The 20,679-nt window shown below is 55.2% G+C and carries 21 protein-coding genes; 9 read left to right on the top strand and 12 right to left on the bottom strand.

Features of this window, described 5'->3' with window-relative positions; all coding sequences use genetic code 11:
• Positions 1–5: 5 nt before the first annotated feature.
• Both ampE and ampD read right to left on the bottom strand, forming a co-directional pair.
• On the bottom strand, positions 6–860 hold the full coding sequence (gene ampE, locus KUE00_RS03775) for a beta-lactamase regulator AmpE (RefSeq protein WP_246758193.1): 855 nt from the start codon (positions 858–860) through the stop codon (positions 6–8).
• 6 nt (positions 861–866) lie between these two features.
• Entirely contained in the window at positions 867–1,433 is a 567-nt protein-coding gene (gene ampD, locus KUE00_RS03770; RefSeq protein ID WP_246758192.1) for a 1,6-anhydro-N-acetylmuramyl-L-alanine amidase AmpD, read from the bottom strand.
• A gap of 227 nt (positions 1,434–1,660) precedes the next feature.
• Between ampD and nadC the strand changes: the two genes are divergently transcribed.
• The 4 genes from nadC (at position 1,661) to hofC (ending at position 5,804) form a co-directional block, all read left to right on the top strand.
• A complete protein-coding gene (gene nadC / locus KUE00_RS03765) occupies positions 1,661–2,551 on the top strand; it encodes a carboxylating nicotinate-nucleotide diphosphorylase (RefSeq protein WP_246758190.1) in 891 nt (296 codons plus the stop codon).
• 223 nt (positions 2,552–2,774) lie between these two features.
• Positions 2,775–3,224: a prepilin peptidase-dependent pilin gene (ppdD, locus tag KUE00_RS03760; protein WP_246758189.1), complete on the top strand. Its 450-nt coding sequence runs from the start codon at positions 2,775–2,777 to the stop codon at positions 3,222–3,224.
• On the top strand, positions 3,224–4,612 hold the full coding sequence (gene gspE, locus KUE00_RS03755; RefSeq protein WP_246758652.1) for a type II secretion system protein GspE: 1,389 nt from the start codon (positions 3,224–3,226) through the stop codon (positions 4,610–4,612). Before ppdD ends, gspE begins: the two co-directional genes overlap by 1 nt.
• Positions 4,605–5,804, top strand: a complete 1,200-nt coding sequence (gene hofC, locus KUE00_RS03750) for a protein transport protein HofC (protein ID WP_246758651.1) — start codon at positions 4,605–4,607, stop codon at positions 5,802–5,804. The genes gspE and hofC overlap by 8 nt, the downstream gene beginning before the upstream one ends.
• Before the next feature lie 149 nt (positions 5,805–5,953).
• Here hofC and KUE00_RS03745 read toward each other — a convergent pair whose 3' ends face one another.
• Positions 5,954–6,994 carry a GMP reductase gene (locus tag KUE00_RS03745; RefSeq protein WP_246758188.1) on the bottom strand — a complete coding sequence of 347 codons (1,041 nt, stop codon included), beginning with the start codon at positions 6,992–6,994 and terminating at the stop codon, positions 5,954–5,956.
• Between the two features lie 244 nt (positions 6,995–7,238).
• Here KUE00_RS03745 and coaE point away from each other — a divergent pair, with 244 nt between their 5' ends.
• The 3 genes from coaE to yacG are packed head-to-tail and all read left to right on the top strand — an operon-like array spanning position 7,239 to position 8,814.
• On the top strand, positions 7,239–7,850 hold the full coding sequence (coaE, locus tag KUE00_RS03740) for a dephospho-CoA kinase (protein ID WP_246758187.1): 612 nt from the start codon (positions 7,239–7,241) through the stop codon (positions 7,848–7,850).
• A 5-nt stretch (positions 7,851–7,855) separates the two neighbouring features.
• Positions 7,856–8,599, top strand: a complete 744-nt coding sequence (zapD, locus tag KUE00_RS03735) for a cell division protein ZapD (RefSeq protein ID WP_246758186.1) — start codon at positions 7,856–7,858, stop codon at positions 8,597–8,599.
• Positions 8,600–8,610: 11 nt separating this feature from the next.
• On the top strand, positions 8,611–8,814 hold the full coding sequence (yacG, locus tag KUE00_RS03730) for a DNA gyrase inhibitor YacG (protein ID WP_246758185.1): 204 nt from the start codon (positions 8,611–8,613) through the stop codon (positions 8,812–8,814).
• Between the two features lie 65 nt (positions 8,815–8,879).
• Here yacG and mutT read toward each other — a convergent pair whose 3' ends face one another.
• Positions 8,880–9,275 carry an 8-oxo-dGTP diphosphatase MutT gene (gene mutT, locus KUE00_RS03725; RefSeq protein ID WP_246758183.1) on the bottom strand — a complete coding sequence of 132 codons (396 nt, stop codon included), beginning with the start codon at positions 9,273–9,275 and terminating at the stop codon, positions 8,880–8,882.
• 235 nt (positions 9,276–9,510) lie between these two features.
• Between mutT and KUE00_RS03720 the strand changes: the two genes are divergently transcribed.
• Positions 9,511–10,056: a prepilin peptidase gene (locus KUE00_RS03720; protein ID WP_246758182.1), complete on the top strand. Its 546-nt coding sequence runs from the start codon at positions 9,511–9,513 to the stop codon at positions 10,054–10,056.
• 68 nt (positions 10,057–10,124) lie between these two features.
• On the opposite strand, the gene secA is transcribed toward KUE00_RS03720, so the two are convergent.
• A complete protein-coding gene (secA, locus tag KUE00_RS03715) occupies positions 10,125–12,830 on the bottom strand; it encodes a preprotein translocase subunit SecA (protein WP_246758181.1) in 2,706 nt (901 codons plus the stop codon).
• 70 nt (positions 12,831–12,900) lie between these two features.
• Positions 12,901–13,383, bottom strand: a complete 483-nt coding sequence (gene secM / locus KUE00_RS03710; protein WP_246758180.1) for a secA translation cis-regulator SecM — start codon at positions 13,381–13,383, stop codon at positions 12,901–12,903.
• Positions 13,384–13,404: 21 nt separating this feature from the next.
• Here secM and KUE00_RS03705 point away from each other — a divergent pair, with 21 nt between their 5' ends.
• Positions 13,405–13,917, top strand: coding sequence for a DUF721 domain-containing protein (locus KUE00_RS03705; RefSeq protein WP_246758178.1), 513 nt, complete (start codon positions 13,405–13,407; stop codon positions 13,915–13,917).
• A 2-nt stretch (positions 13,918–13,919) separates the two neighbouring features.
• On the opposite strand, the gene lpxC is transcribed toward KUE00_RS03705, so the two are convergent.
• The 6 genes from lpxC to murC form a co-directional block, all read right to left on the bottom strand.
• Positions 13,920–14,837 carry a UDP-3-O-acyl-N-acetylglucosamine deacetylase gene (gene lpxC / locus KUE00_RS03700; RefSeq protein ID WP_246758177.1) on the bottom strand — a complete coding sequence of 306 codons (918 nt, stop codon included), beginning with the start codon at positions 14,835–14,837 and terminating at the stop codon, positions 13,920–13,922.
• Positions 14,838–14,937: 100 nt separating this feature from the next.
• On the bottom strand, positions 14,938–16,095 hold the full coding sequence (gene ftsZ, locus KUE00_RS03695) for a cell division protein FtsZ (protein ID WP_246758176.1): 1,158 nt from the start codon (positions 16,093–16,095) through the stop codon (positions 14,938–14,940).
• Between the two features lie 72 nt (positions 16,096–16,167).
• Positions 16,168–17,424 carry a cell division protein FtsA gene (gene ftsA, locus KUE00_RS03690; RefSeq protein ID WP_024967068.1) on the bottom strand — a complete coding sequence of 419 codons (1,257 nt, stop codon included), beginning with the start codon at positions 17,422–17,424 and terminating at the stop codon, positions 16,168–16,170.
• Positions 17,421–18,260, bottom strand: a complete 840-nt coding sequence (ftsQ, locus tag KUE00_RS03685) for a cell division protein FtsQ (RefSeq protein ID WP_246758175.1) — start codon at positions 18,258–18,260, stop codon at positions 17,421–17,423. The genes ftsA and ftsQ overlap by 4 nt, the downstream gene beginning before the upstream one ends.
• Before the next feature lies 1 nt (position 18,261).
• On the bottom strand, positions 18,262–19,182 hold the full coding sequence (locus KUE00_RS03680; RefSeq protein ID WP_246758174.1) for a D-alanine--D-alanine ligase: 921 nt from the start codon (positions 19,180–19,182) through the stop codon (positions 18,262–18,264).
• Positions 19,175–20,647 carry a UDP-N-acetylmuramate--L-alanine ligase gene (gene murC, locus KUE00_RS03675; protein ID WP_246758173.1) on the bottom strand — a complete coding sequence of 491 codons (1,473 nt, stop codon included), beginning with the start codon at positions 20,645–20,647 and terminating at the stop codon, positions 19,175–19,177. The genes KUE00_RS03680 and murC overlap by 8 nt, the downstream gene beginning before the upstream one ends.
• Positions 20,648–20,679: the final 32 nt, after the last annotated feature.

Here is a 20,679-nt window from a genome sequence, read left to right as displayed (position 1 = left end):
CAGTACTAAACCAGCGTGCCATAAATGGTTAACAGCGCCACCACTACCACGATCACCAGCGAAACTTTTTTAGCCAGCGCCACGGCAACACGCGGCGTCTCGACCTTGTCGGTATGCGGATCGCGCGCCAGCGAGAACTGAGCAAGGCGGGTCAGCACCTGATATTGCGGCGTATGCCTGTCGCCCAGTGAGGCAAACCAGGCTGGCAGCGCCCGCTCGCCATGGCCCAGCAGCGCGTAGGCTACACCAGCGAGCCGTACCGGGATCCAGTCTACGCAATGCAGAATGGCATCCACCGCAGACTGTGAACGCTCCAGCGGAGTATGATGCCGCGCCAGCCAGCTTTGCCAGGCGCGCAGAAAAGCGTACCCCACTAACAGCACTGGCCCCCATGCGCCGCCTACTACAAACCAGAACAGCGGTGCCAGATAAAATCGGTAGTTAATCCACAACAGCGCATTTTGCAGCTCACACAGATATTCGCGTTCGTTGCACTCTATCGGCAAGCCATGGATCAGCGTTAGCTCTTCCGCCATTGCCTTATGCGCATCCGTATCGTTGTGGCTGGCGGCTTTCAAATAGGCATGGTAGTGCAGTCGTACAGAACCCGCGCCGATACAAAGTAAGCCGACACCAATCCAGAACAGCAGCTGTAAAACGCCAAAAAAGAGCCCCTTAAGCGCCCACAGGCAAAGCGTGACCACCGCCATGGCGGCCAGCGTCATCAGCAGCGTGCGCAGCAATGAAAAACGACGCTGCCCGCGAAAAAACTTGCTCAGATGGCTGTCCAGCTGCCAGTGCTCGCCCATTTTAAACAGGCGTTCCCAGCCCAGAACCAATAACAAACTAAAAAGCGTCATGCCTGCTTACTCCTGCTGTGAAACGGGAGACTCTTTGTCCAGCCCGCTCCAGAATCTTTTCCAGTCAAACGCCGGACCCGGATCGCTCTTTCTTTCCGGCGCGATATCACTATGCCCGGTAATATTTTCGGCTATTTGCGGAAAATGCTGTATCAACAACCGGGTAACCGTCTGCAAGGCCTGATATTGCTCAGCGGTGTAAGGCAAAACGTCGGTGCCTTCCAGTTCAATACCGATGGAAAAATCGTTGCAGGCCTCGCGTCCCTGATAACGGGATACGCCCGCGTGCCAGGCACGCAGATGAAAAGGAACGTACTGGACAATTTCGCCATCGCGGCGGATCAGGCAATGCGCGGAAACCTGGAGATGGGCGATACCCGCAAAATAAGGATGGGCATCGGCATCCAGCTGGCCGGTGAACAGCGCATCGATCCAGGGTCCGCCAAACTCGCCTGGCGGCAGGCTGATATTGTGAATCACCAGCAGCGTGGGAGCTTCATTCTCCGGGCGCTGATTAAAATGGGGTGACGGAACCCGCCTGACGCCGGTCAGCCAACCTGCCTGCAAATGCATGCCCTGCTCTCCTTTTTTGTCGATAATCTCAGAGTAACATGAATCCTTTTCCAGAAAGCCCCCGATTTTTATCAGAAAAAGCGCAGAAAGAATTTTGCATCCGGCTCGTCCGACGGGCCTGTCATATTCAGCGGCCAGCTAACCACGATCTGCTCAAGCAACTCGCCAGCCTCGGGTAAAAAAGCTAGCATGGTCAAACTTTCAACCCGCCCTATCGGAGTTTGACTATGACAACCCGTCGCTACGATCCGGCCAGCCGCCGCCAGGCGCTGCTGGAACGTATTAAGGATGATATTCCCCCTGCCGTCGCCCAGGCGCTGCGAGAAGATTTGGGTGGCGAAATCGACGCCAGTAACGATATTACCGCTAGCCTGCTACCAGCCGATAACCGTTCTCATGCCGTTGTGATTACCCGCGAACCCGGTATTTTTTGCGGCAAGCGCTGGGTAGAAGAAGTCTTTATCCAGCTGGGTAATAAAACCGAGCTGGTCTGGCACGTGGACGATGGTGATGTAATAAAAGCAGACCAGCCGCTGTTTGAAGTTACCGGCCCGTCCGCGCTGATTTTAACCGCCGAGCGCACCGCGCTGAACTTCGTGCAAACCTTATCCGGCGTGGCGACGGAAGTCAGCCGCTATGTTGCGATTCTGCAAGGCACCAACACCCAGCTCCTTGATACCAGAAAGACGCTGCCGGGCCTGCGTACCGCGTTGAAATATGCCGTACTGTGCGGCGGCGGCGCAAACCACCGTCTGGGTCTTGCCGATGCGTTTCTGATTAAAGAGAACCATATTATCGCCGCAGGCTCTATCCGTCAGGCGGTGGAAAAAGCTTTCTGGCTGCATCCCGACGTGCCGGTAGAGGTAGAAGTGGAGTCGCTGGACGAGCTTAACCAGGCCATTGATGCAGGCGCGGATATCATCATGCTGGATAACTTCAGCGTTGAGCAAATGCAGGAAGCGGTGTGCCAGACCGATGGCCGCGCGCTGCTGGAAGTTTCCGGCAACGTGACGGATGAAACGCTGCGAACTTTTGCCGAAACCGGCGTGGATTATATTTCCGTCGGCGCACTGACCAAGCATGTCCGTGCGTTAGATCTCTCTATGCGTTTTCGCTAAGGACTCGCGCCTTCCTGCGGAGCGATGCGTATTAAAACCGCACGTTGTCTCGCAGGAAGGTGAAAACCGCACAATTTTGCGAGCTGGCTTCCAGCAAAACTGCTTACTGATGTAACGCACTAATATTCTCTGCAACGCTTCTCCACAAGGCAACTTTCGCCGCTGGTTTCGCTTTTTTCCGGGTTGTACCTTGCTGGCTTCTTAACCACAAGGAGTCAACGTTATGGAAAATCAGCAAGGATTCACCCTGGTCGAACTGATGATAGTGATAGCTATCATTGCCATCCTCAGCGCAATAGGCCTGCCGGCCTATCAAAACTATCTTCAGAAAGCGGCGCTCACCGACATGCTGCAAACGGCCATGCCGTTTAAAACGGCGGTTGAGCTTTGCGCCATTGAACATGGTGGCGCGGAAAACTGCAGCGAAGGCAGCAATGGCGTGCCGAACGGAAAAGGTTCCCGTTACGTCTCTGCGGTAGCGATTAAGTCCGGTGCGTTGACGCTAACAGGCCAGGAAAGCCTGAAAGGCCTGACGGTCACCATGACGCCGCTCTGGGACGGTACAGAAGGCCAGATCGGCTGGCAGCGCACCTGCGCCACAGAACAGAGAGGACTGAAAGAAGCCTGCGAAAACATCTTCCGCTTCGATGACGTAGCAGAGGTGGCAGAATGATCGCATCCTCTTCCCAAAGAGCCGTAGAGGCCCTTTGCCAGCGCTATCAGGCGGTTGTCCTTTCTTTTACGCCTCAGCGTTTACGTATTGCGGTAGCGGCACCTCCTTCCGCCGATATGATGGCCGCGCTACGCTTCACCGCCCAGGGCGCCATTGAAGTCGAGTACTGGCCGCCGGCGCGGCTGGAGCAGTTCAGGCAGGAGCGGCCTGCCAGCGTGGAGCCAACCGCCGAGAACAGCGAGACAACTATCCAACGCATCGACAGCCTGCTGACGCTGGCTGTCCAGCAGCGCGCTTCCGATATTCATATCGAACCGCAGGCCGATAAGCTGCGTATACGCTTTCGCGTAGATGGCGTCTTACAGGCTGTTCCCGTTAGTCCCGGCGACAGCGGCGCGGCGCTGCTGGCCCGGCTCAAAATTCTGGCCAGCCTGGATATTGCCGAACGCAGAATGCCGCAGGACGGACAGTTCACGCTGGATTTATCAGGCAAACCGGCCTCTTTTCGCCTCTCTACGCTGCCAACGCGTTGTGGTGAAAAAGCGGTTATCCGGCTGCTGCAAAACGATACTCAGTCCGTGGCGCTGGAAAACCTGGGGATGCCACCAGCGTCGCTACGCCTTTTCCGCGAGGCGCTGGCGCGGCCGCAGGGGATGATTCTGGTCACCGGCCCAACCGGCAGCGGCAAAACCTTTACGCTGTATAGCGGGTTAAGCTCGTTGAACACGCCAGGACATAATCTGTGCAGCGTGGAGGATCCGGTAGAAATTCCCTTGCCGGGCGTCAATCAAACCCAGGTTCATCCCAAAGCAGGCCTGGATTTCAACCGGGTGTTGCGGGCCTTACTGCGCCAGGATCCTGACGTAATTATGATTGGTGAAATCCGCGACGGTGAAACGGCAGAAATTGCCGTCAAGGCTGCGCAGACAGGCCATCTGGTGCTTTCGACGCTGCATACTAACTCCACCATGGAAACGCTGACGCGGCTAAGGCAAATAGGCATTCCTGGCTATCTGCTGGCTTCCGCCCTGAGGCTGGTTATTGCGCAGCGCCTGGTACGACGATTGTGCCCCCACTGCCGCGAACCAGCGGAAGCGCTGGCGCATTTTCCACCCGATATATGGCCGGGTACGGTGCAGAACTGGCGAGCGCCAGGCTGTGACCGCTGCTATTCCGGATTTTACGGCAGGCTGGCGCTGTTTGAACTGCTGCCGATTACCGCAAAGCTGCAAAATGCCATCGCGGCCGATAGTCCGCAGGAAACGCTGCTGGAGATTGCTCGCCAGCAAAATATTAACTCGCTGTTTATTGAAGGGCTGCACAGCGTTAACCGGGGAGAGACCACGCTTGCAGAACTAAATCGCATTGTGGGAACGGATGATGGTTAACCCATTATTAATTCGCTGGCAGGCAACAGATCGAGAAGGTGCTTTCCATCAGGGCGCTTTCTTCTGCAGTGGACCGCAGGAGGCAATGGAGCGCCTGCTGGCGATGGATCTGTTGCCGCTCCGGCTAGTTAAGGGAAAGCGTTATCGAGCCGGCGACTGGAAATGGCAGCATAAAATCAACTTCTTCCGCGAACTGGCTACGCTGTTAAAGGCCGGCATGACACTGTCGGCCAGCCTGAAGCTGACTGGCGAGGGACACAGTGATGCTGGCTGGCAGGCACTGCTGGCTCAGATAGAGCAAAGCGTGGCGGAAGGCGTGCCTTTCTCCGAAGTGTTGACCGGCTGGCCTGCGGTGTTTCCTCCACTCTACCCTGCCCTAATCCAGGTTGGCGAATTAACCGGCCAGATGGATGAGTGCTGTCTGCGTCTTGCCCAACAGCAAGAGAGGGAGCAGCAGCTGCAAAAAAAGGTAGTTAAGGCGTTACGCTATCCGCTGTTTGTGGTTGCGGTCGCGTTAGCTGTCAGCCTTGGCATGCTGATTTTTGTGCTACCCGAATTCGTTGCCATCTATCAGGCATTCAATGCTCCGCTTCCGGCTTTTACCGCCGCTATTATTGCGCTGTCGGAAGGCCTTCAGCGTTACGGATTGATCGTCTTGCCAATATTGATCGGCGGCTTCTGCCTTTGGCGCAGGCTTTGCCACCGACTGCCCGCGTGGCAGCGCACCGAGCAGCGGTGGCTGTTACAGCTGCCTCTGGTTGGTCGCCTTTATCGTGGCGGACAGCTCAGTAAAATATTTTTAACCCTGGCGCTGACGCAGCAGGCAGGGCTTACGCTGTCGCAAGGTTTATCCGCCGTAGAAAAAATTCTGGACCATGTATTATGGCGTGATGCTATCACCACGCTACAGCAGCATATAGCGGACGGTAATCCGCTACATCAGGCGCTGGCCGCGCATCAGCTTTTTACGCCGTTATGCTATCAGTTGATTAAGGTTGGCGAAGAGGCTGGCGCGCTGGACAGTCTGATGGTGCGGTTGGGCGAGTGGCATGAGGTAAATACGCATGAGCTGGCGGATAATCTGGCCGCCGCGCTGGAGCCGCTGATGATGGTGGTAACGGGTATTCTGGTTGGGATGCTGGTTATTGCGATGTACCTGCCCATCTTTAACCTGGGGGATGCGCTGGGGTAACGAGCACTATATATCTACCCATCTGTAATCCGGAGGATGGGCTGGGGTAACAAGCTCTCACCATATATCTGCCCATCTGTAATCCGGAGGATGGGCTGGATAACCTGTCTCTGATGAAAACCAGCCGCGCGAGAACGCGGCTGGCTGGCTTAGCGATTGAAAACCCGGTTCTCCTGCTCCGCCACGCGGATAAAGGTAGTGCGTTTCGTCAGCTCCTTGAGGCGTTCGGCGCCCACATAGGTACAGGCAGAACGCAGGCCGCCTAAAATATCACGGGCCGTATTGTCTACCGGGCCACGAACGGGCAGCTTAACGGTCTTGCCTTCTGCCGCGCGATAGCCTGCAACTCCACCTACATGGCGCTTCATCGCAGATTCGGAACTCATGCCGTAAAACAGCATAAACTGCTCGCCGTTTTCTTCTACCAGCGAGCCTTCGCATTCATCATGCGCGGCCAGCATGCCGCCAAGCATCACGAAATCCGCGCCGCCGCCAAACGCTTTTGCCACGTCGCCCGGTACGGAACAGCCGCCATCGCTGACAATCTGGCCGCCCAGACCGTGTGCCGCATCGGCGCATTCAATCACGGCGGAAAGCTGAGGATAGCCAACCCCGGTTTTGACGCGGGTGGTACAAACGGAACCAGGCCCGATGCCTACTTTGACAATATCCGCACCGGACAGGATCAGTTCTTCGACCATTTCGCCTGTCACCACATTACCCGCACAGATAGTTTTATCCGGGCAGGCCTCGCGGGCGCGCTTAAGAAAGTCAACAGAGTGTTCGGAATAGCCGTTAGCCACGTCGATGCAGATAAAGTTTAGCGCCGGAGAAAGCGCCAGAATCTGCTGCATTTTCACAAAATCGGCGTCGGAGGTGCCGGTCGAAACCATTACGTGTTTCAGTACGCTTTCCGGTACGCGGGCAACAAACTGCTGCCATTGCGCCACGCTGTAGTGCTTGTGCACGGCAGTAAGCAGATTGAACGTCGCCAGCGCTTCCGCCATGCTGAACGTGCCGACGGTATCCATATTCGCGGCGATAATCGGTACGCCTGACCAGGCGATCCCGGAGTGCTTAAAGGTAAACTGACGCTCCAGTTCAACCTCCGAGCGGCTCTTTAACGTCGAGCGCTTAGGGCGGATCAGTACATCTTTAAAACCCAGCTTAATATCTTCTTCAATACGCATAAATCCCTTCCTGGTTGATGGCGCAATCTGATGATTGGAGGCTGCAGCCAGCTCCAGTAGAATTATCATACGCGCTAAAAACGCGCGGGCAAGACTGCGAAAACAGGTTTATTTACGCTACAATCCGATAAATTTATCTGTGATTCTCTCATGTGATCTGCACCTCAGTTTGAGCCAGTAAACGCCAGAAACGTTGGTTACTTTACCGGATGCATCCACATCAGAGCCGTGAGAGTCGAGGCTTATGAGCTATACTGTTGCGTTGACCGGTGGTATCGGCAGCGGAAAAACCACCATTGCCAATGCCTTCGCAGCAAGAGGCGTGGATATCGTTGACGCCGACGTCATTGCCCGTCAGGTTGTGCAACCCGGGCAACCTGCCCTTGAGGCTATCCGTGAAAAATTCGGTACGGCCGTGATACAACCTGACGGCACGCTGGATCGTGCCGCTTTGCGCCAGCGAATTTTCAGTGCCGAAGCGGACAAGGCCTGGCTGAATGCGCTTCTGCATCCGCTGATCCAACTTGAGACTCGTCGCCAGCTGGCGCTTAGCCGCTCGGTCTGGTGTTTGTGGGTCGTTCCCTTGCTGGTTGAAAATAACCTGTGCCATTTGGCTGACCGGGTGCTGGTGGTTGATGTTGATCGCGAGACGCAGCTGGCAAGAACCATGGCACGAGATGCCGTCAGCCGGGAACAGGCTGAACAAATTTTGGCGGCGCAGGCAACGCGTGAAGCGCGGCTTGCGGTAGCCGATGACATAATTGATAACGGTGGCTCACAAGATGATGTGGCTGCCAGAGTTGCCCTGCTGGACAGGCGTTATCGCCAGCTGGCGGAAGCAACAGACCAGGATTAACAAGCATGAGCACAACGGTTTTATTTGAGTACCCTTTGAATGAAAAAATGCGTACCTGGTTGCGTATTGAATTTCTTATCAATCAGTTAGCAAGCAGCACTACCATTGTTGATTCGCTTAGCGCGCTGACCTTTTTCCGCAACGCGGCAGAGCTGCTGGATGTCTTTGAGCGAGGCGAACTGCGTACCGAAATCGTTAAAGAGTTAGATAAGCAGCAGCAGAAACTGCGCGCCTGGGCCGAAGTACCGGGCGTTGATATGAATGTAGTTCACACTCTGCATGACAGTCTTAAGTCACGTTCAGCCGCGCTGATGGCGGCTCCGCGCATGGGTCAGCTACTGCGCGAGGATCGCCTGATAGGCCTGGTTCGCCAGCGTCTGAGCATTCCGGGCGGCTGCTGTAGTTTTGATCTGCCTACGTTGCATATCTGGCTTCATATTGAGCAAGAGAAACGTGACCGCCAGGTAGCGCTGTGGATGGCATCCCTGTCGCCAATCCGCGAGGCGTTAACGCTAATCCTTGATCTGATCCGCCAGTCGGGCGCTTTCCGTCATCAAACCAGCCTGAATGGTTTTTATCAGGACAATGCCGAAGGTGCCGATCTGCTTCGTTTGCAGCTGGTGCTGGAAGACTCGCTTTATCCGCAGGTTTCCGGCCACAAAAGCCGCTACGCGATTCGTTTTCTGCCGCTCGACAGTGAGCACGGCGAGGTACCGGCGCGCCTCGATTTTCAACTTGCCTGCTGCTGAGGTAACTATCCATGAATGAAGTAATGACCGTTAACTGCCCAACCTGTAACAAAGAGGTAATCTGGGACGAGCTAAGCCCCTGGCGACCTTTCTGCAGCAAGCGCTGTCAGCTGATCGACTTAGGCGAATGGGCCAATGAAGAGAAACGTATTGCCAGCGAAAGCGACCTTTCAGACAGCGATGAATGGAGCGAAGAGCCGAAAGATCGCTATTAAAGAGGCGCGGCCGGCATTGAATTTGCTCTGCTGCCCGTTGATGCTGGCAGCAGAGTCATAACAGGTTAGATTAACCCGGACTGCAGGCGTGCAATCAGATCCGCATTAGCGGGAGGAAACTCCGATGCCAGCAGGGCCTGCTGGGCAACCCAACGCTGCGGCTGCCCTTCACGGCCGTAAGGTTCGCCACGCCACTCTTCTACCAGGAAAAAATGCAGCGTTATCTGTAGCCCGGTTTCCGCATGGATGGCGCTCCCGCAGGCCTGGACATCCAGCGCATCTATCCCCGTTTCCTCCTGTAACTCACGTTTGAGCGCCTGTTCTGGCGTCTCGCCCGCTTCGATTTTCCCGCCGGGAAACTCCCAGCGGTTGGCCATGTGCCCTTTTGCTGCACGCTGGGTCAAAAATATATTTTGATTTTTATCGCGGATAATCCCTACTGCTACCTGCAACTGTTTCATAAGTACTCTCTGAATAGCTTCAATACTCCGCCACTATTCCAGCCGCGCCGCGTAATGACAAGTCATGGCCGTAATTTGCGGCACGTTTCGAAAACCCATTATGTAACGACATGAAAACAGCCGCCCGGCGATACAACGCTGAAAACAGCAGGTAGAATTTTGCTCGGCCGCCTTTAACGAGGCGCAAAGGAAACGGCGTAAATCGCCGGCTTATGGATAAGGCAAGGGGTGAAAAATGGGTCAGATATTTAGCCGTCGGGAACAGATACTAATCATGCTGGTGTTGCTGGCGATGGCGCTGGTGGTGATAGGGCAGATGCCCGTCAGCCTGTGGTTACTGGCGATATTGCTGAGCTGGACGCTGTTAATACTGGCGCTGACGGACTGCAAAACGCTGCTGCTGCCGGACGTGTTGACGCTGCCTCTGCTATGGCTTGGGTTACTGGCAGTAGCGGCAGGCGCACTGCCGGGGCTGAAGCCAGAACAGGCTATTTACGGCGCGGCAGGCGGTTATGGTGCGCTCTGGCTGCTTTCAAGAGGCTACTGGCTGTTAAGAAATAAAGAGGGGCTGGGGCTGGGCGACGCCAAGCTGCTGGCGGCATTAGGGGCGTGGACAGGCCCGGAGCGGCTGCCGTGGATCGTACTGGTGGCAACGCTTATCGCCATAGCGGCACTGTTCGCCGCATGGTTAATGAACGGTCACCCGCTGGATACGCCTTTTCCGTTTGGGCCAGCGCTGGCTTTTGCCGGCTGGGCAGTCTTTCTCTGGCAGTATGGCTAGCAGTCAGCCTGTTAAAATGCAAAAAGCCGGGGAAATCCCCGGCTCTGGTTATGCTACCTGCCGCTGACTTACGCCAGGCGACCGTGGCACTGCTTGTATTTCTTACCTGAACCGCAAGGACAAGGATCGTTACGGCCTACTTTGCGCTCGCCGGTTTGATCAGCCAGCGCTATTGCCGCTTCCGTTTCTGTATCCACATGGCTTAGCTGCTGCTGCTGCGCCAGACGCTCGGCTTCTTCGCGGCGCTGCTCTTCCATTGCCTCTACTTCTTCCGGCATGCGTACCTGAACCTTGCACAGCGTGCTGATCACTTCATACTTCAGCGACTCAAGCATTGCAGCAAACATAGCGAAGGATTCGCGCTTGTACTCCTGCTTAGGATCTTTCTGCGCATAGCCGCGCAGGTGAATACCCTGGCGCAGATAGTCCATGGCCGCCAGATGCTCTTTCCACAGCGAATCCAGCGTTTGCAGCATCACGCCTTTTTCGAAGTTACGCATCATCTCAACGCCAACCACTTCTTCCTTACGCTGATACTGTTCGTTCGCCTGCACCATGATGCGCTCACGCAGCGTCTCTTCATGCAGTTCCGGCTCTTTATCCAGCCATTCAGCAATCGGCAGTTCCAGGTCAAAGTCGTTTTTCAGACGTTCCTGCAGACCAGCCACGTCCCACATTTCCTCCAGCGACTGCGGTGGAATATAGGTATCAATCGTGCTTTTAAACACGTCTTCGCGGATGCTGGCAATGGTTTCAGAAACGTCCGCCACATCCAGCAGTTCATTACGCTGGGTATAAATGGCGCGGCGCTGGTCGTTAGCCACATCATCATATTCCAGCAGCTGCTTACGAATATCGAAGTTGCGGCTCTCAACTTTGCGCTGGGCGTTGGCAATGGCCTTGGTCACCCACGGGTGCTCAATCGCCTCGCCTGGCTTCATGCCCAGTTTACGCATCATGTTAGACACGCGGTCGGAAGCAAAAATACGCATCAGCGCATCTTCCATCGACAGATAGAAACGGGATGAACCGTTATCGCCCTGACGGCCGGAACGACCACGCAGCTGGTTATCAATACGGCGTGATTCATGACGCTCGGTACCGATAATATGCAGACCGCCGGATGCCAGTACTGCATCGTGACGGATTTTCCATGCGCTCTTAATCGCGTCAATCTGCTCTGCCGTTGGCGATTCCAGCTCGGCGATCTCCGCCTGCCAGCTACCACCCAGCACGATATCCGTACCGCGACCCGCCATATTGGTGGCGATAGTTACTGCGCCAGGCTGACCGGCCTGAGCCACAATATCCGCTTCGCGTGCGTGGAACTTGGCGTTCAGAACCGCGTGCTTGATGCCGGCGCGGGTCAGCTCAGCTGATACCACTTCTGATTTTTCAATGGAGATAGTCCCCACCAGCACCGGCTGGCCGTTAGCGGTACGCTCGCGGATGTCTTCGATGATCGCGTCGATCTTCTCTTTTTCAGACATGTAGACCAGATCGGGCAGATCTTTACGCACCATCGGACGGTTGGTAGGAACCACGATGGTTTCCAGCTTGTAGATAGAGCTGAACTCGAAGGCTTCGGTATCGGCCGTACCGGTCATCCCGGCCAGCTTGTTATAAAGACGGAAGTAGTTCTGGAAGGTAATGGAAGCCAGCGTCTGGTTTTCGTTCTGGATCTCGACGCCTTCTTTCGCTTCTACCGCCTGGTGCAAACCGTCAGACCAGCGACGCCCCTGCATGGTACGGCCGGTATGTTCGTCGACGATGATGACTTCGCCATCTTTAACGATATAGTCAACGTCACGCGTAAACAGGGCGTGAGCACGCAGCGCCGCAGTAACGTGGTGCATCATCATAATGTTGCCAGGCGAGTAAAGCGACTCGCCCTCTTCCATGATGCCTTCGCTGACCAGCAGCTCTTCTACCTTCATCAGACCGCGCTCGGTCAAATGGACCTGGCGACCTTTTTCATCCACGGAGAAATGGCCTTCGCCCTGGAAAGTATCGGAATCTTCTTTTTCCTGGCGGATCAGATAAGGAATGATTTTATTAACTTTGATGTAAAGTTCAGAGCTGTCTTCTGCCGGACCGGAGATGATCAGCGGCGTACGCGCTTCATCAATCAGGATGGAGTCGACCTCATCCACCAGCGCATAGTTCAGCTTACGCTGTACGCGATCTTCAGGGCTGAAGGCCATGTTGTCACGCAGGTAGTCAAAACCATATTCGTTGTTGGTGCCGTAAGTGATGTCGGCCGCGTAAGCTTCACGCTTGGCTGGCGCTGGCATGCCCGGCAGGTTAATGCCGATAGTCAGTCCCAGGAATTCAAACAGCGCACGGTTATTTTCCGCATCGCGCTGCGCCAGGTAGTCGTTCACCGTGACCACGTGTACGCCTTTGCCGCTGAGCGCGTTCAGGTATGCCGGTAGCGTTGCGGTAAGAGTTTTACCTTCACCAGTACGCATCTCCGCGATGCAGCGATCGTTTAACACCATGCCGCCCAGCAGCTGAACGTCAAAGTGGCGCATGCCGAAAACACGTTTACTGGCTTCGCGGACGGTAGCGAAGGCTTCCGGGATCAGCGTCTCCAGCACTTCGCCTTTTTCCAGGCGGGCGCGAAACTCGACGGTTTTCGCTTTCAGCTCGTCGTCGGAGAGCTTCTCGAAATCCGGTTCCATCTTGTTGATCTGCTCAACCACTTTGCGCATGCGGCGCAGTGTACGATCGTTGCTGCTGCCAAAAACCTTGGTTAATAATTTGATTAACATAATAAAAATATTCTCTCAGCCACTGCTTCACAGTGCATCACTAAACTTTTAAGGGGGAACTATAGTTGATTTATGCGAGTGAAGCAGGCCCGGCACGGATACCCTGAACGCGTGCCAGCCACAGGCCTGGCTGATAGCGAGGCGTGGCGGAGGTTTGCTGCTGTGCCGTATAACGCACGATTGCCGGAGGCCGGGCTTCGTGGGTCAGCAAGGCATTCAGCGTATCCAGCAGTGCCAGCTGGTGAACATCAAGCGGTGAAGCCTGCTCGACCACCGTGCTGACGGGCGTTAACGTGAAAGAGAGATGGCGGATGACGGTGCGGATGGCATGCTGATGCCAGTAATCCACATTGAAGCTGGCCCGGCGAACCTGCAGCAGCGCGAGGCTATCGAAACGCACGCTGCTGTTGATATTAAGGCTTCTGGAAGCCGTTTCTGGTAAGGTATCACCCGAGGCGTGAGGCAGACCAAAGCTCGCCGCGACCATCCCCAACAGGAGATGCGGCCAGAAATAGAGTCTGCCAAATTGTCGCCAACGATTAAGAATACCCACTGTTTTCCGCCGGAGCCTGCTATGCGCGATAGTCGCCCGCAATCAATTGAAAGTTTTTTCGAAGCTACCGAAGGCCAGAGTATGCTGCAATCCATTCAGCAACGCGCAATCGCGCTGAACAAGCTGAACCGTGCGCTGCAGGGAATTATCCCGGCACAGCTACATCCCTGGTGCCGCGTGGCTAATTTTCGCCAGGGCGTTCTGGTGCTTGAAACGGCTAATGCCAGCTGGATGATGCGCTTACGCTATGAACAATCCAGCCTGCTGTCAGCTTTACGAGCGCAAATATTACCATCATTGACGTCAATCGACATCAGGATAAATCCAACGTTAGCGGCAAAAGCGCAGGAAAACGTGCAGGAAAGCAGCGATCGACATCAAAAGGAGCAAAGCCCGGGTCGTCAGCTCAGTGAACAAAGTGCGGAAATATTACGGGGAGTCGCGAGCCGTAGCCCGGAAAAACTGAAGAAAACATTAGAACGACTGGCCTTGCTGGCCGGAGAGAGTGCCCGCTCAACCAGTCGTAATAAATAGGCTTATGCCAGCACCAGATTCGGTGCCTGGAAGGTTACCGGAAGTTCGGCTTCGTCTTCAAACGTTGCCCATTCCCAGGCTTCCTGCCTTGCCAGCACGGTCTGCAGCAGCTTGTTGTTCAGCGCGTGACCACCTTTGTATGCGGTAAACGCACCAATGATGTTGTGACCGCACATAAACAGGTCGCCAATAGCATCCAGCATTTTGTGACGTACGAATTCGTCTTCAAAACGCAGGCCGTCTTCGTTCAGCACGCGATAGTCATCCACCACGATAGCACAGTCCATGCTGCCGCCCAGGCAGAGACCACGAGACTGCAGCGCTTCGATATCGCGCATAAAGCCAAACGTACGAGCACGGCTAATCTGGCGAGCAAAGGCTTCAGCGGAGAAATCCATGCTGTAGCGCTGCGAGCTGGCGTCGATTGCCGGGTGTTTAAAATCGATAGTAAAATCGAGTTTAAACCCGTTATGCGGCTTCATTTCGGCCCATTTGTCACCATCTTCAACCCGCACGGGCTGTTTGATGCGCACAAATTTTTTCGCCTTGTTCAGCTCCTGGATACCGGCGTCCATCAGCAGATAGATAAAGGGGGCGGCGCTACCATCCATAATAGGAATTTCAGGCGCGTTCACTTCCACCACGATATTATCAATGCCAAGGCCTGCCAGGGCTGCGTTCAGGTGTTCGACCGTTGAAATACGCACGTCATGCTCATTAACCAGGCAAGTACAGAGCATGGTATCACGCACGGATTTGGCATCAGCCGGGAAATCAACCGGTGGATTCAAGTCAGTGCGACGATAGATGACCCCGGTATTAGCCGGCGCAGGGCGTAGCGTCAGGGTGACTTTTTTGCCGGTATGCAAACCGACGCCAGTCGCCTGAACAGTACGTTTTAGTGTCCGTTGTTTGATCATCGCATTATCTCGCAAAATTACTCATCCGACCGTCAGTATAAATCACTGACGGGCGAACACTTTAACACAAAGAGCGGAGAACCCCAACTTCAGGAAATTCTTAGTCCGCCTGCTTGCGCAGGAAGGCCGGAATATCCAGATAGTCAGGCTCTTTGTTAGTTTGCGTGCCAGGCTCGTTGACCACTTTTGCCGCTGCAGGTTTTTGCTCCTGCGGCAGCGGTGCCATACCGTGCTGCTGATAGCGGTGATCCATGACCGGTGCCTGAGTCTGCTTATTGGTCACCAGCGTGATTTCCGGACGTTTGTCCATGCCGATACCGGTCGCAACTACGGTTACACGCAGCTCGTCGTTCATTTCCGGATCCAGCGACGTACCAATTACCACGGTCGCATTATCGGAAGCAAAGGCGCGGATAGTGTTACCCACGGTTTCAAATTCATCCAGGCGCAGATCGAAACCGGCCGTGATGTTAACCAGCACGCCGCGAGCGCCAGAAAGGTCGATATCTTCCAGAAGCGGGCTGGAAATGGCCATCTCGGCAGCTTCTTCCGCACGGTCTTCACCGCAGGCGACGCCGGAACCCATCATCGCGTAGCCCATTTCGGACATCACGGTGCGCACGTCGGCAAAGTCGACGTTCATCAGGCCAGGACGGGTAATCAGTTCAGCAATACCCTGCACCGCGCCTTTCAGCACGTCGTTGGCCGCGCCAAACGCGTCCAGCAGAGAGATACCGCGACCCAATACTTTGAGCAGCTTGTCGTTTGGAATAGTAATCAGAGAATCTACATGCTTGGACAGCTCGGCGATACCCTGCTCCGCAAAGGCCATACGCTTTTTGCCTTCAAAATTGAAAGGCTTAGTGACGACGGCTACGGTCAGGATACCCAAATCTTTTGCCACTTCGGCAACCACTGGCGCAGCACCGGTACCGGTACCGCCACCCATGCCTGCGGCGATAAACACCATATCAGCGCCTTCCAGCGCCTGACGCAGGGCTTCACGGTCTTCTTCGGCTGAATTGCGGCCTACTTCCGGGTTTGCACCCGCACCCAGACCTTTGGTAATACCGTTACCGATTTGAATGGTCTGGCCTACTGCCGTTTTACGCAACGCCTGGGCATCGGTATTCACGGCAAAGAATTCAACGCCTTCGATGCGCTCACGCACCATATGCTCTACGGCGTTACCGCCGCCGCCGCCGACGCCGATGACTTTAATCACCGCGTCATTGGTTAATTCCATAGGTTCAAACATAATTTCTCTCCGTTATGTGCCTGTCGCCTGGAGATCACAAAATAAGCCTAGCATGATCTCCTTTTCTCTAAATTAAAACTCTTTTCTCAGCCAGCTGTTGATTCGCTTGAACCAGTTGCCCACTGAGGCTCTTTTTTCCACATCCGCCTCACCGCTAAGGTGAGACTCTTTTCCGTAGTGCAGAAGCCCTACCGCCGTTGAGTAGTAAGGCTCCTGCGCATAATCTGTCAGGCCGGTAATGTTCAGCGGCTGGCCGATACGTACCTGGGTATGAAATACCCGCTGGGCACAGGCCGCCAGGCCTTCAATCTGCGCCGCGCCGCCGGTAAGAACAATACCTGCGGCCAAATGATGCTTCACGCCCTGCTGGCGAAGCTGCTCCTGCAGTTGCAGGATTTCGTCATTAACCAGGTTTAGCAGCTCGGTATAACGCGGCTCGATAACCTCAGCCAGCGTCTGCCGTTGCAGGCTACGCGGCGGACGTCCACCTACGCTCGGCACCTCGACGTTTTCGTCTTTGCCAACAATTGAACCCAGCGCGCAGCCGTGACGAACCTTAATGGCTTCTGCGTCGGTTGGCGGCGTGCCAAACGCGTAAGCGATATCGCTGGTAACCACGTTACCTGCATACGGGATAACCTTGGTATGGCGCAGCGCACCGCCAGTATAGACAGCAATGTCCATTGTGCCGCCACCAACGTCCACAACGCAAACGCCCAGTTCGCGTTCATCTTCCGTCAGGACGGCAAAACTGGAAGCCAGGCCGGCAAAGATCAGTTGGTCAACTTTCAGGCCGCATCGTTCAACTGCTTTTACGATGTTTTTCGCCATATCGTTATGACAGGTGATCAAATGCACCTTTGCCTGCATGCGAACGCCGGACAATCCTACCGGGTTTTTGATCCCTTCCTGGTAATCGATAGCGTATTCTTGCGGAATAACGTGCAAAATTCGGTGTTCGTCACGAACACGCACGGATTTTGCGGTGTGCACCACATTTTCCACATCTTCCTGGGTCACTTCTTCTTCGGAAATAGGAACCATCCCTATTTCGTTCTGGCAACTGATATGTTTTCCGGATAAGGCGAGATAAACCGATGAAATCTGGCAATCCGCCATCAGCTCCGCCTGATCGATAGCGCGCTGCACGCATTTTACTACCGATTCCAGATCGTTGACGCCGCCTTTGTCCATGCCGCGCGAAGGACAGCTGCCCACGCCGATGATGTTAACCATGCCATCGGGCAAAATTTCCCCTACCAAAGCGGCGACCTTCGCGGTGCCGATTTCCAGTCCAACTACCAGTTTTCTGTCCGTCGCCTTGATCATTGTTGTTTAACCTGTGCCTGATTCTGTTGCTTATTACCGTCAGTGGTCGGAATGAGTGGCGGCGCCCAGCCTACTGCCGCGCCAGAGTCATATCGCAGGTCCACGTAACTGATACGCTTATTTTCCGTTTGCGCCTGCTGCTGCAACGTTGGATAGAGCTGAATAAACCGTTTCAGCCGCTTAATATCCTCGTTGCGTCCCAGCTCCAGGCGCGTATCGTCTTCCAGCACCAGCTGCCATGAGCGCCGCGCGGTCATTGACGCCGCCTTCAATTTAAATTTGCTGGCGGCCAGCAGGTCGCTCATCTGGTGATAGCCTGCCAGCACTTCTGATTCGCTGCCTTCCGGACCATACAGCATCGGCATAGCCTCTTTGCCGAGATGGTTAGCCGGTACGCTAAAAGACTTTCCGCTGGCATCCACCAGGTGCAGGTCATTCCAGCGGGCAACCGGCACATATTCAACCAGATGAATCTTTAATTCGTCCGGCCATTGCTTACGTACGCTAACCTGCTGAATCCAGGGCAGACGTTCAATCTGTTGCTGGATCACGTCCACATCCTGCGACATAAACGTGCCGGGCGAACCTAACGATAAAATTGCCTGGCGAATGTCGTCGTTAGTGGTGTAGTGCATCTGTCCCGTGACCACCAGCCTCGACAGCGGCAGCCGGGAGGCGTCGTTCATCCATTTGACCACGACATAGCCACCGGCCGACATGATACCAAGCACGATAATCAGGAAAAGAATGCCGGCCAGCCGCGAACCGTTGCTGCGGCCGGTGCGCACTTTTTCCTGCGCCTCGCGATTGCGAACATTCAAAGCAGCCTGGGACATATCAGTCCGCCAGTTCCAGAATGCGCGCGACCAGCTGTGAGAAGCTCATGCCGGCCTGTTTAGCCGCCATTGGCACCAGGCTATGGCTGGTCATGCCGGGTGACGTATTCACTTCCAGCAGATAAAACTGGCCGTCGCCGCCCATCATCAGGTCAACGCGTCCCCAGCCGCTACAGCCCAGCGCGCGCCACGCCTTAATCACGATTTCGCTCAGTTCAGCTTCCCGTTCAGCCGTTAAACCGCTTGGGCAGAAGTACTGAGTATCGTCAGAAAAGTATTTAGCTTCATAGTCATAGAACTCAGAAGCGACCTGAATGCGGATTGAAGGCAGAATATCGTCGCCAAGCACCGCTACGGTATATTCCGGACCGCTGAGAAAGGCTTCCACCAGCACGTCGTCGTCATGGCGAAAAGCCTCATCCAGCGCGGCCTGAAGCGAGTCAGCCTGGTTAACGCGGCTTATGCCAACGCTGGAGCCTTCGCTGCTTGGTTTGACAAAAAGCGGCAGGCCCAGGGCAGTAATCCGCGAACGCGTCTCTTCGCTCAGTCCGGCATCCATCTCTTTACGGGTAATCGCTACGTAAGGCGAAACCGGCAGGCCGCAACCTTGCCAGAGCTGCTTAGTACGCAGCTTGTCCATCGTAATAGCCGAAGCCATTACTCCGCTACCGGTATAAGGAATGGCGAGAAACTCCAGCAGGCCTTGCAGCGTACCGTCTTCGCCGCCGCGGCCGTGCAGCGCGATAAAGGCTTTATCAAAGCCCTCTTCTTTCAGGCGTGTTACCGGGAAATCACGAATATCGACGGCGTGCGCGTCAATACCCGCTTCAGTCAGCCCTTTCAGTACCGCGTTGCCCGACATCAGGGAAACTTCTCTTTCCGCAGAAGTACCACCCAGCAATACTGCTACTTTCTCAGCCATGATTACCTTCTTTCATCTGCGGTTGTAACTTTTCATCAGCAAGCTTGCGGGCAATGCGCCCAACGTTGCCTGCGCCCTGCACCAGAATTAAATCGTTGCCGGACAGCTTTGGCGCCAGCATTTCCAGCACGGCGTCATGATCTGACACCAGAATAGGATCGACCTTGCCGCGACCGCGAATAGTACGGCACAGCGAGCGGCTGTCCGCGCCTGGAATCGGCGTTTCGCCAGCCGAATAGACATCCAGCATCAGCAGAACGTCAACCTGCGACAGAACGTTGGCAAAATCGTCATAGAGATCGCGTGTACGCGTGTAGCGGTGCGGCTGGAAAATCATCACCAGCTGCTTGTCCGGCCAGCCAGCGCGTGCCGCTTTGATCGTTGCGTCAACTTCCGTTGGATGGTGACCATAGTCATCAACCAGCATCGCGGTACCCTGTACGCCGTTAACTTCCTGTAGTGGATACTCCCCCAGGAAATCAAAGCGGCGACCGGTGCCCTGAAAGCTTTCCAGCGCGCTCAGGATCTCATCGTCGTCAATGCCTTCTTCCGTGGCAACGGCAACCGCTGCCGCCGCGTTGAGCGCGTTATGGCGGCCTGGCGCGTTCAGCGTAACGCGCATCAGCGGCTTATCGTGACGAGCCAGCGTAAAGTGCCCCTGCGCGCCATGCTGCTCGTAGCTGGCAATGCGCACGTCGGCATCTTCACTAAAGCCGTAAGTGGTAATCTGACGTCCTACGCGCGGGATCAGATCGCGGATGACCGCGTCATCAACGCACAGCACGGCACGGCCATAGAACGGTAGATTGTGCAAAAAGTTGATAAAGGTTTGCTTCAGGTTTTCAAAGTCGCCCTGATAGGTATCCATGTGGTCAGCTTCGATATTGGTGACGATGGCCACCATCGGCTGTAGGTGCAGAAACGAAGCGTCGCTTTCGTCCGCTTCCGCGATCAGGTAGCGACTGCTGCCCAGGCGCGCATGGGTACCGGCCGCTTTGACCAGACCGCCGTTAACAAACGTCGGATCCAGACCGCCTTCGGCATAAATACTGGAAACCATCGCCGTGGTGGTGGTTTTACCGTGCGTACCGGCTACGGCAATACCGTGGCGAAAGCGCATCAGTTCAGCCAGCATTTCTGCGCGGCGAATGACCGGAATACGGGCTTCACGCGCCGCAATGATTTCCGGGTTGTCTTGCGATACGGCGGTGGAAACGACCACCACGCTGGCGTCGCTGACGTTCTCCGGACGATGATTAAAATAGATCGTCGCGCCTAACGCGCTCAGATGCTGCGTAACCGCGTTTGGTGCCAGATCGGAACCGCTAATTTCATAGCCTTCATTGGCCAACACTTCGGCGATCCCGCCCATGCCGGCACCACCGATGCCAACAAAGTGAATGTGCCGGACGCGACGCATCTCGGGCACGATAGAACGCAGTTTCGCCAGTTGTTGTGTATTCATTTCTTTTGCCTGTCGGTGCTTTACCGCACCCG

The sequence above is a fragment of the Erwinia phyllosphaerae genome (assembly GCF_019132875.1).
Taxonomy (GTDB): domain Bacteria; phylum Pseudomonadota; class Gammaproteobacteria; order Enterobacterales; family Enterobacteriaceae; genus Erwinia; species Erwinia phyllosphaerae.
The sequence above is the reverse complement of the archived record's forward strand: the minus strand, read 5'-3'. Positions and strand labels throughout refer to the sequence as shown.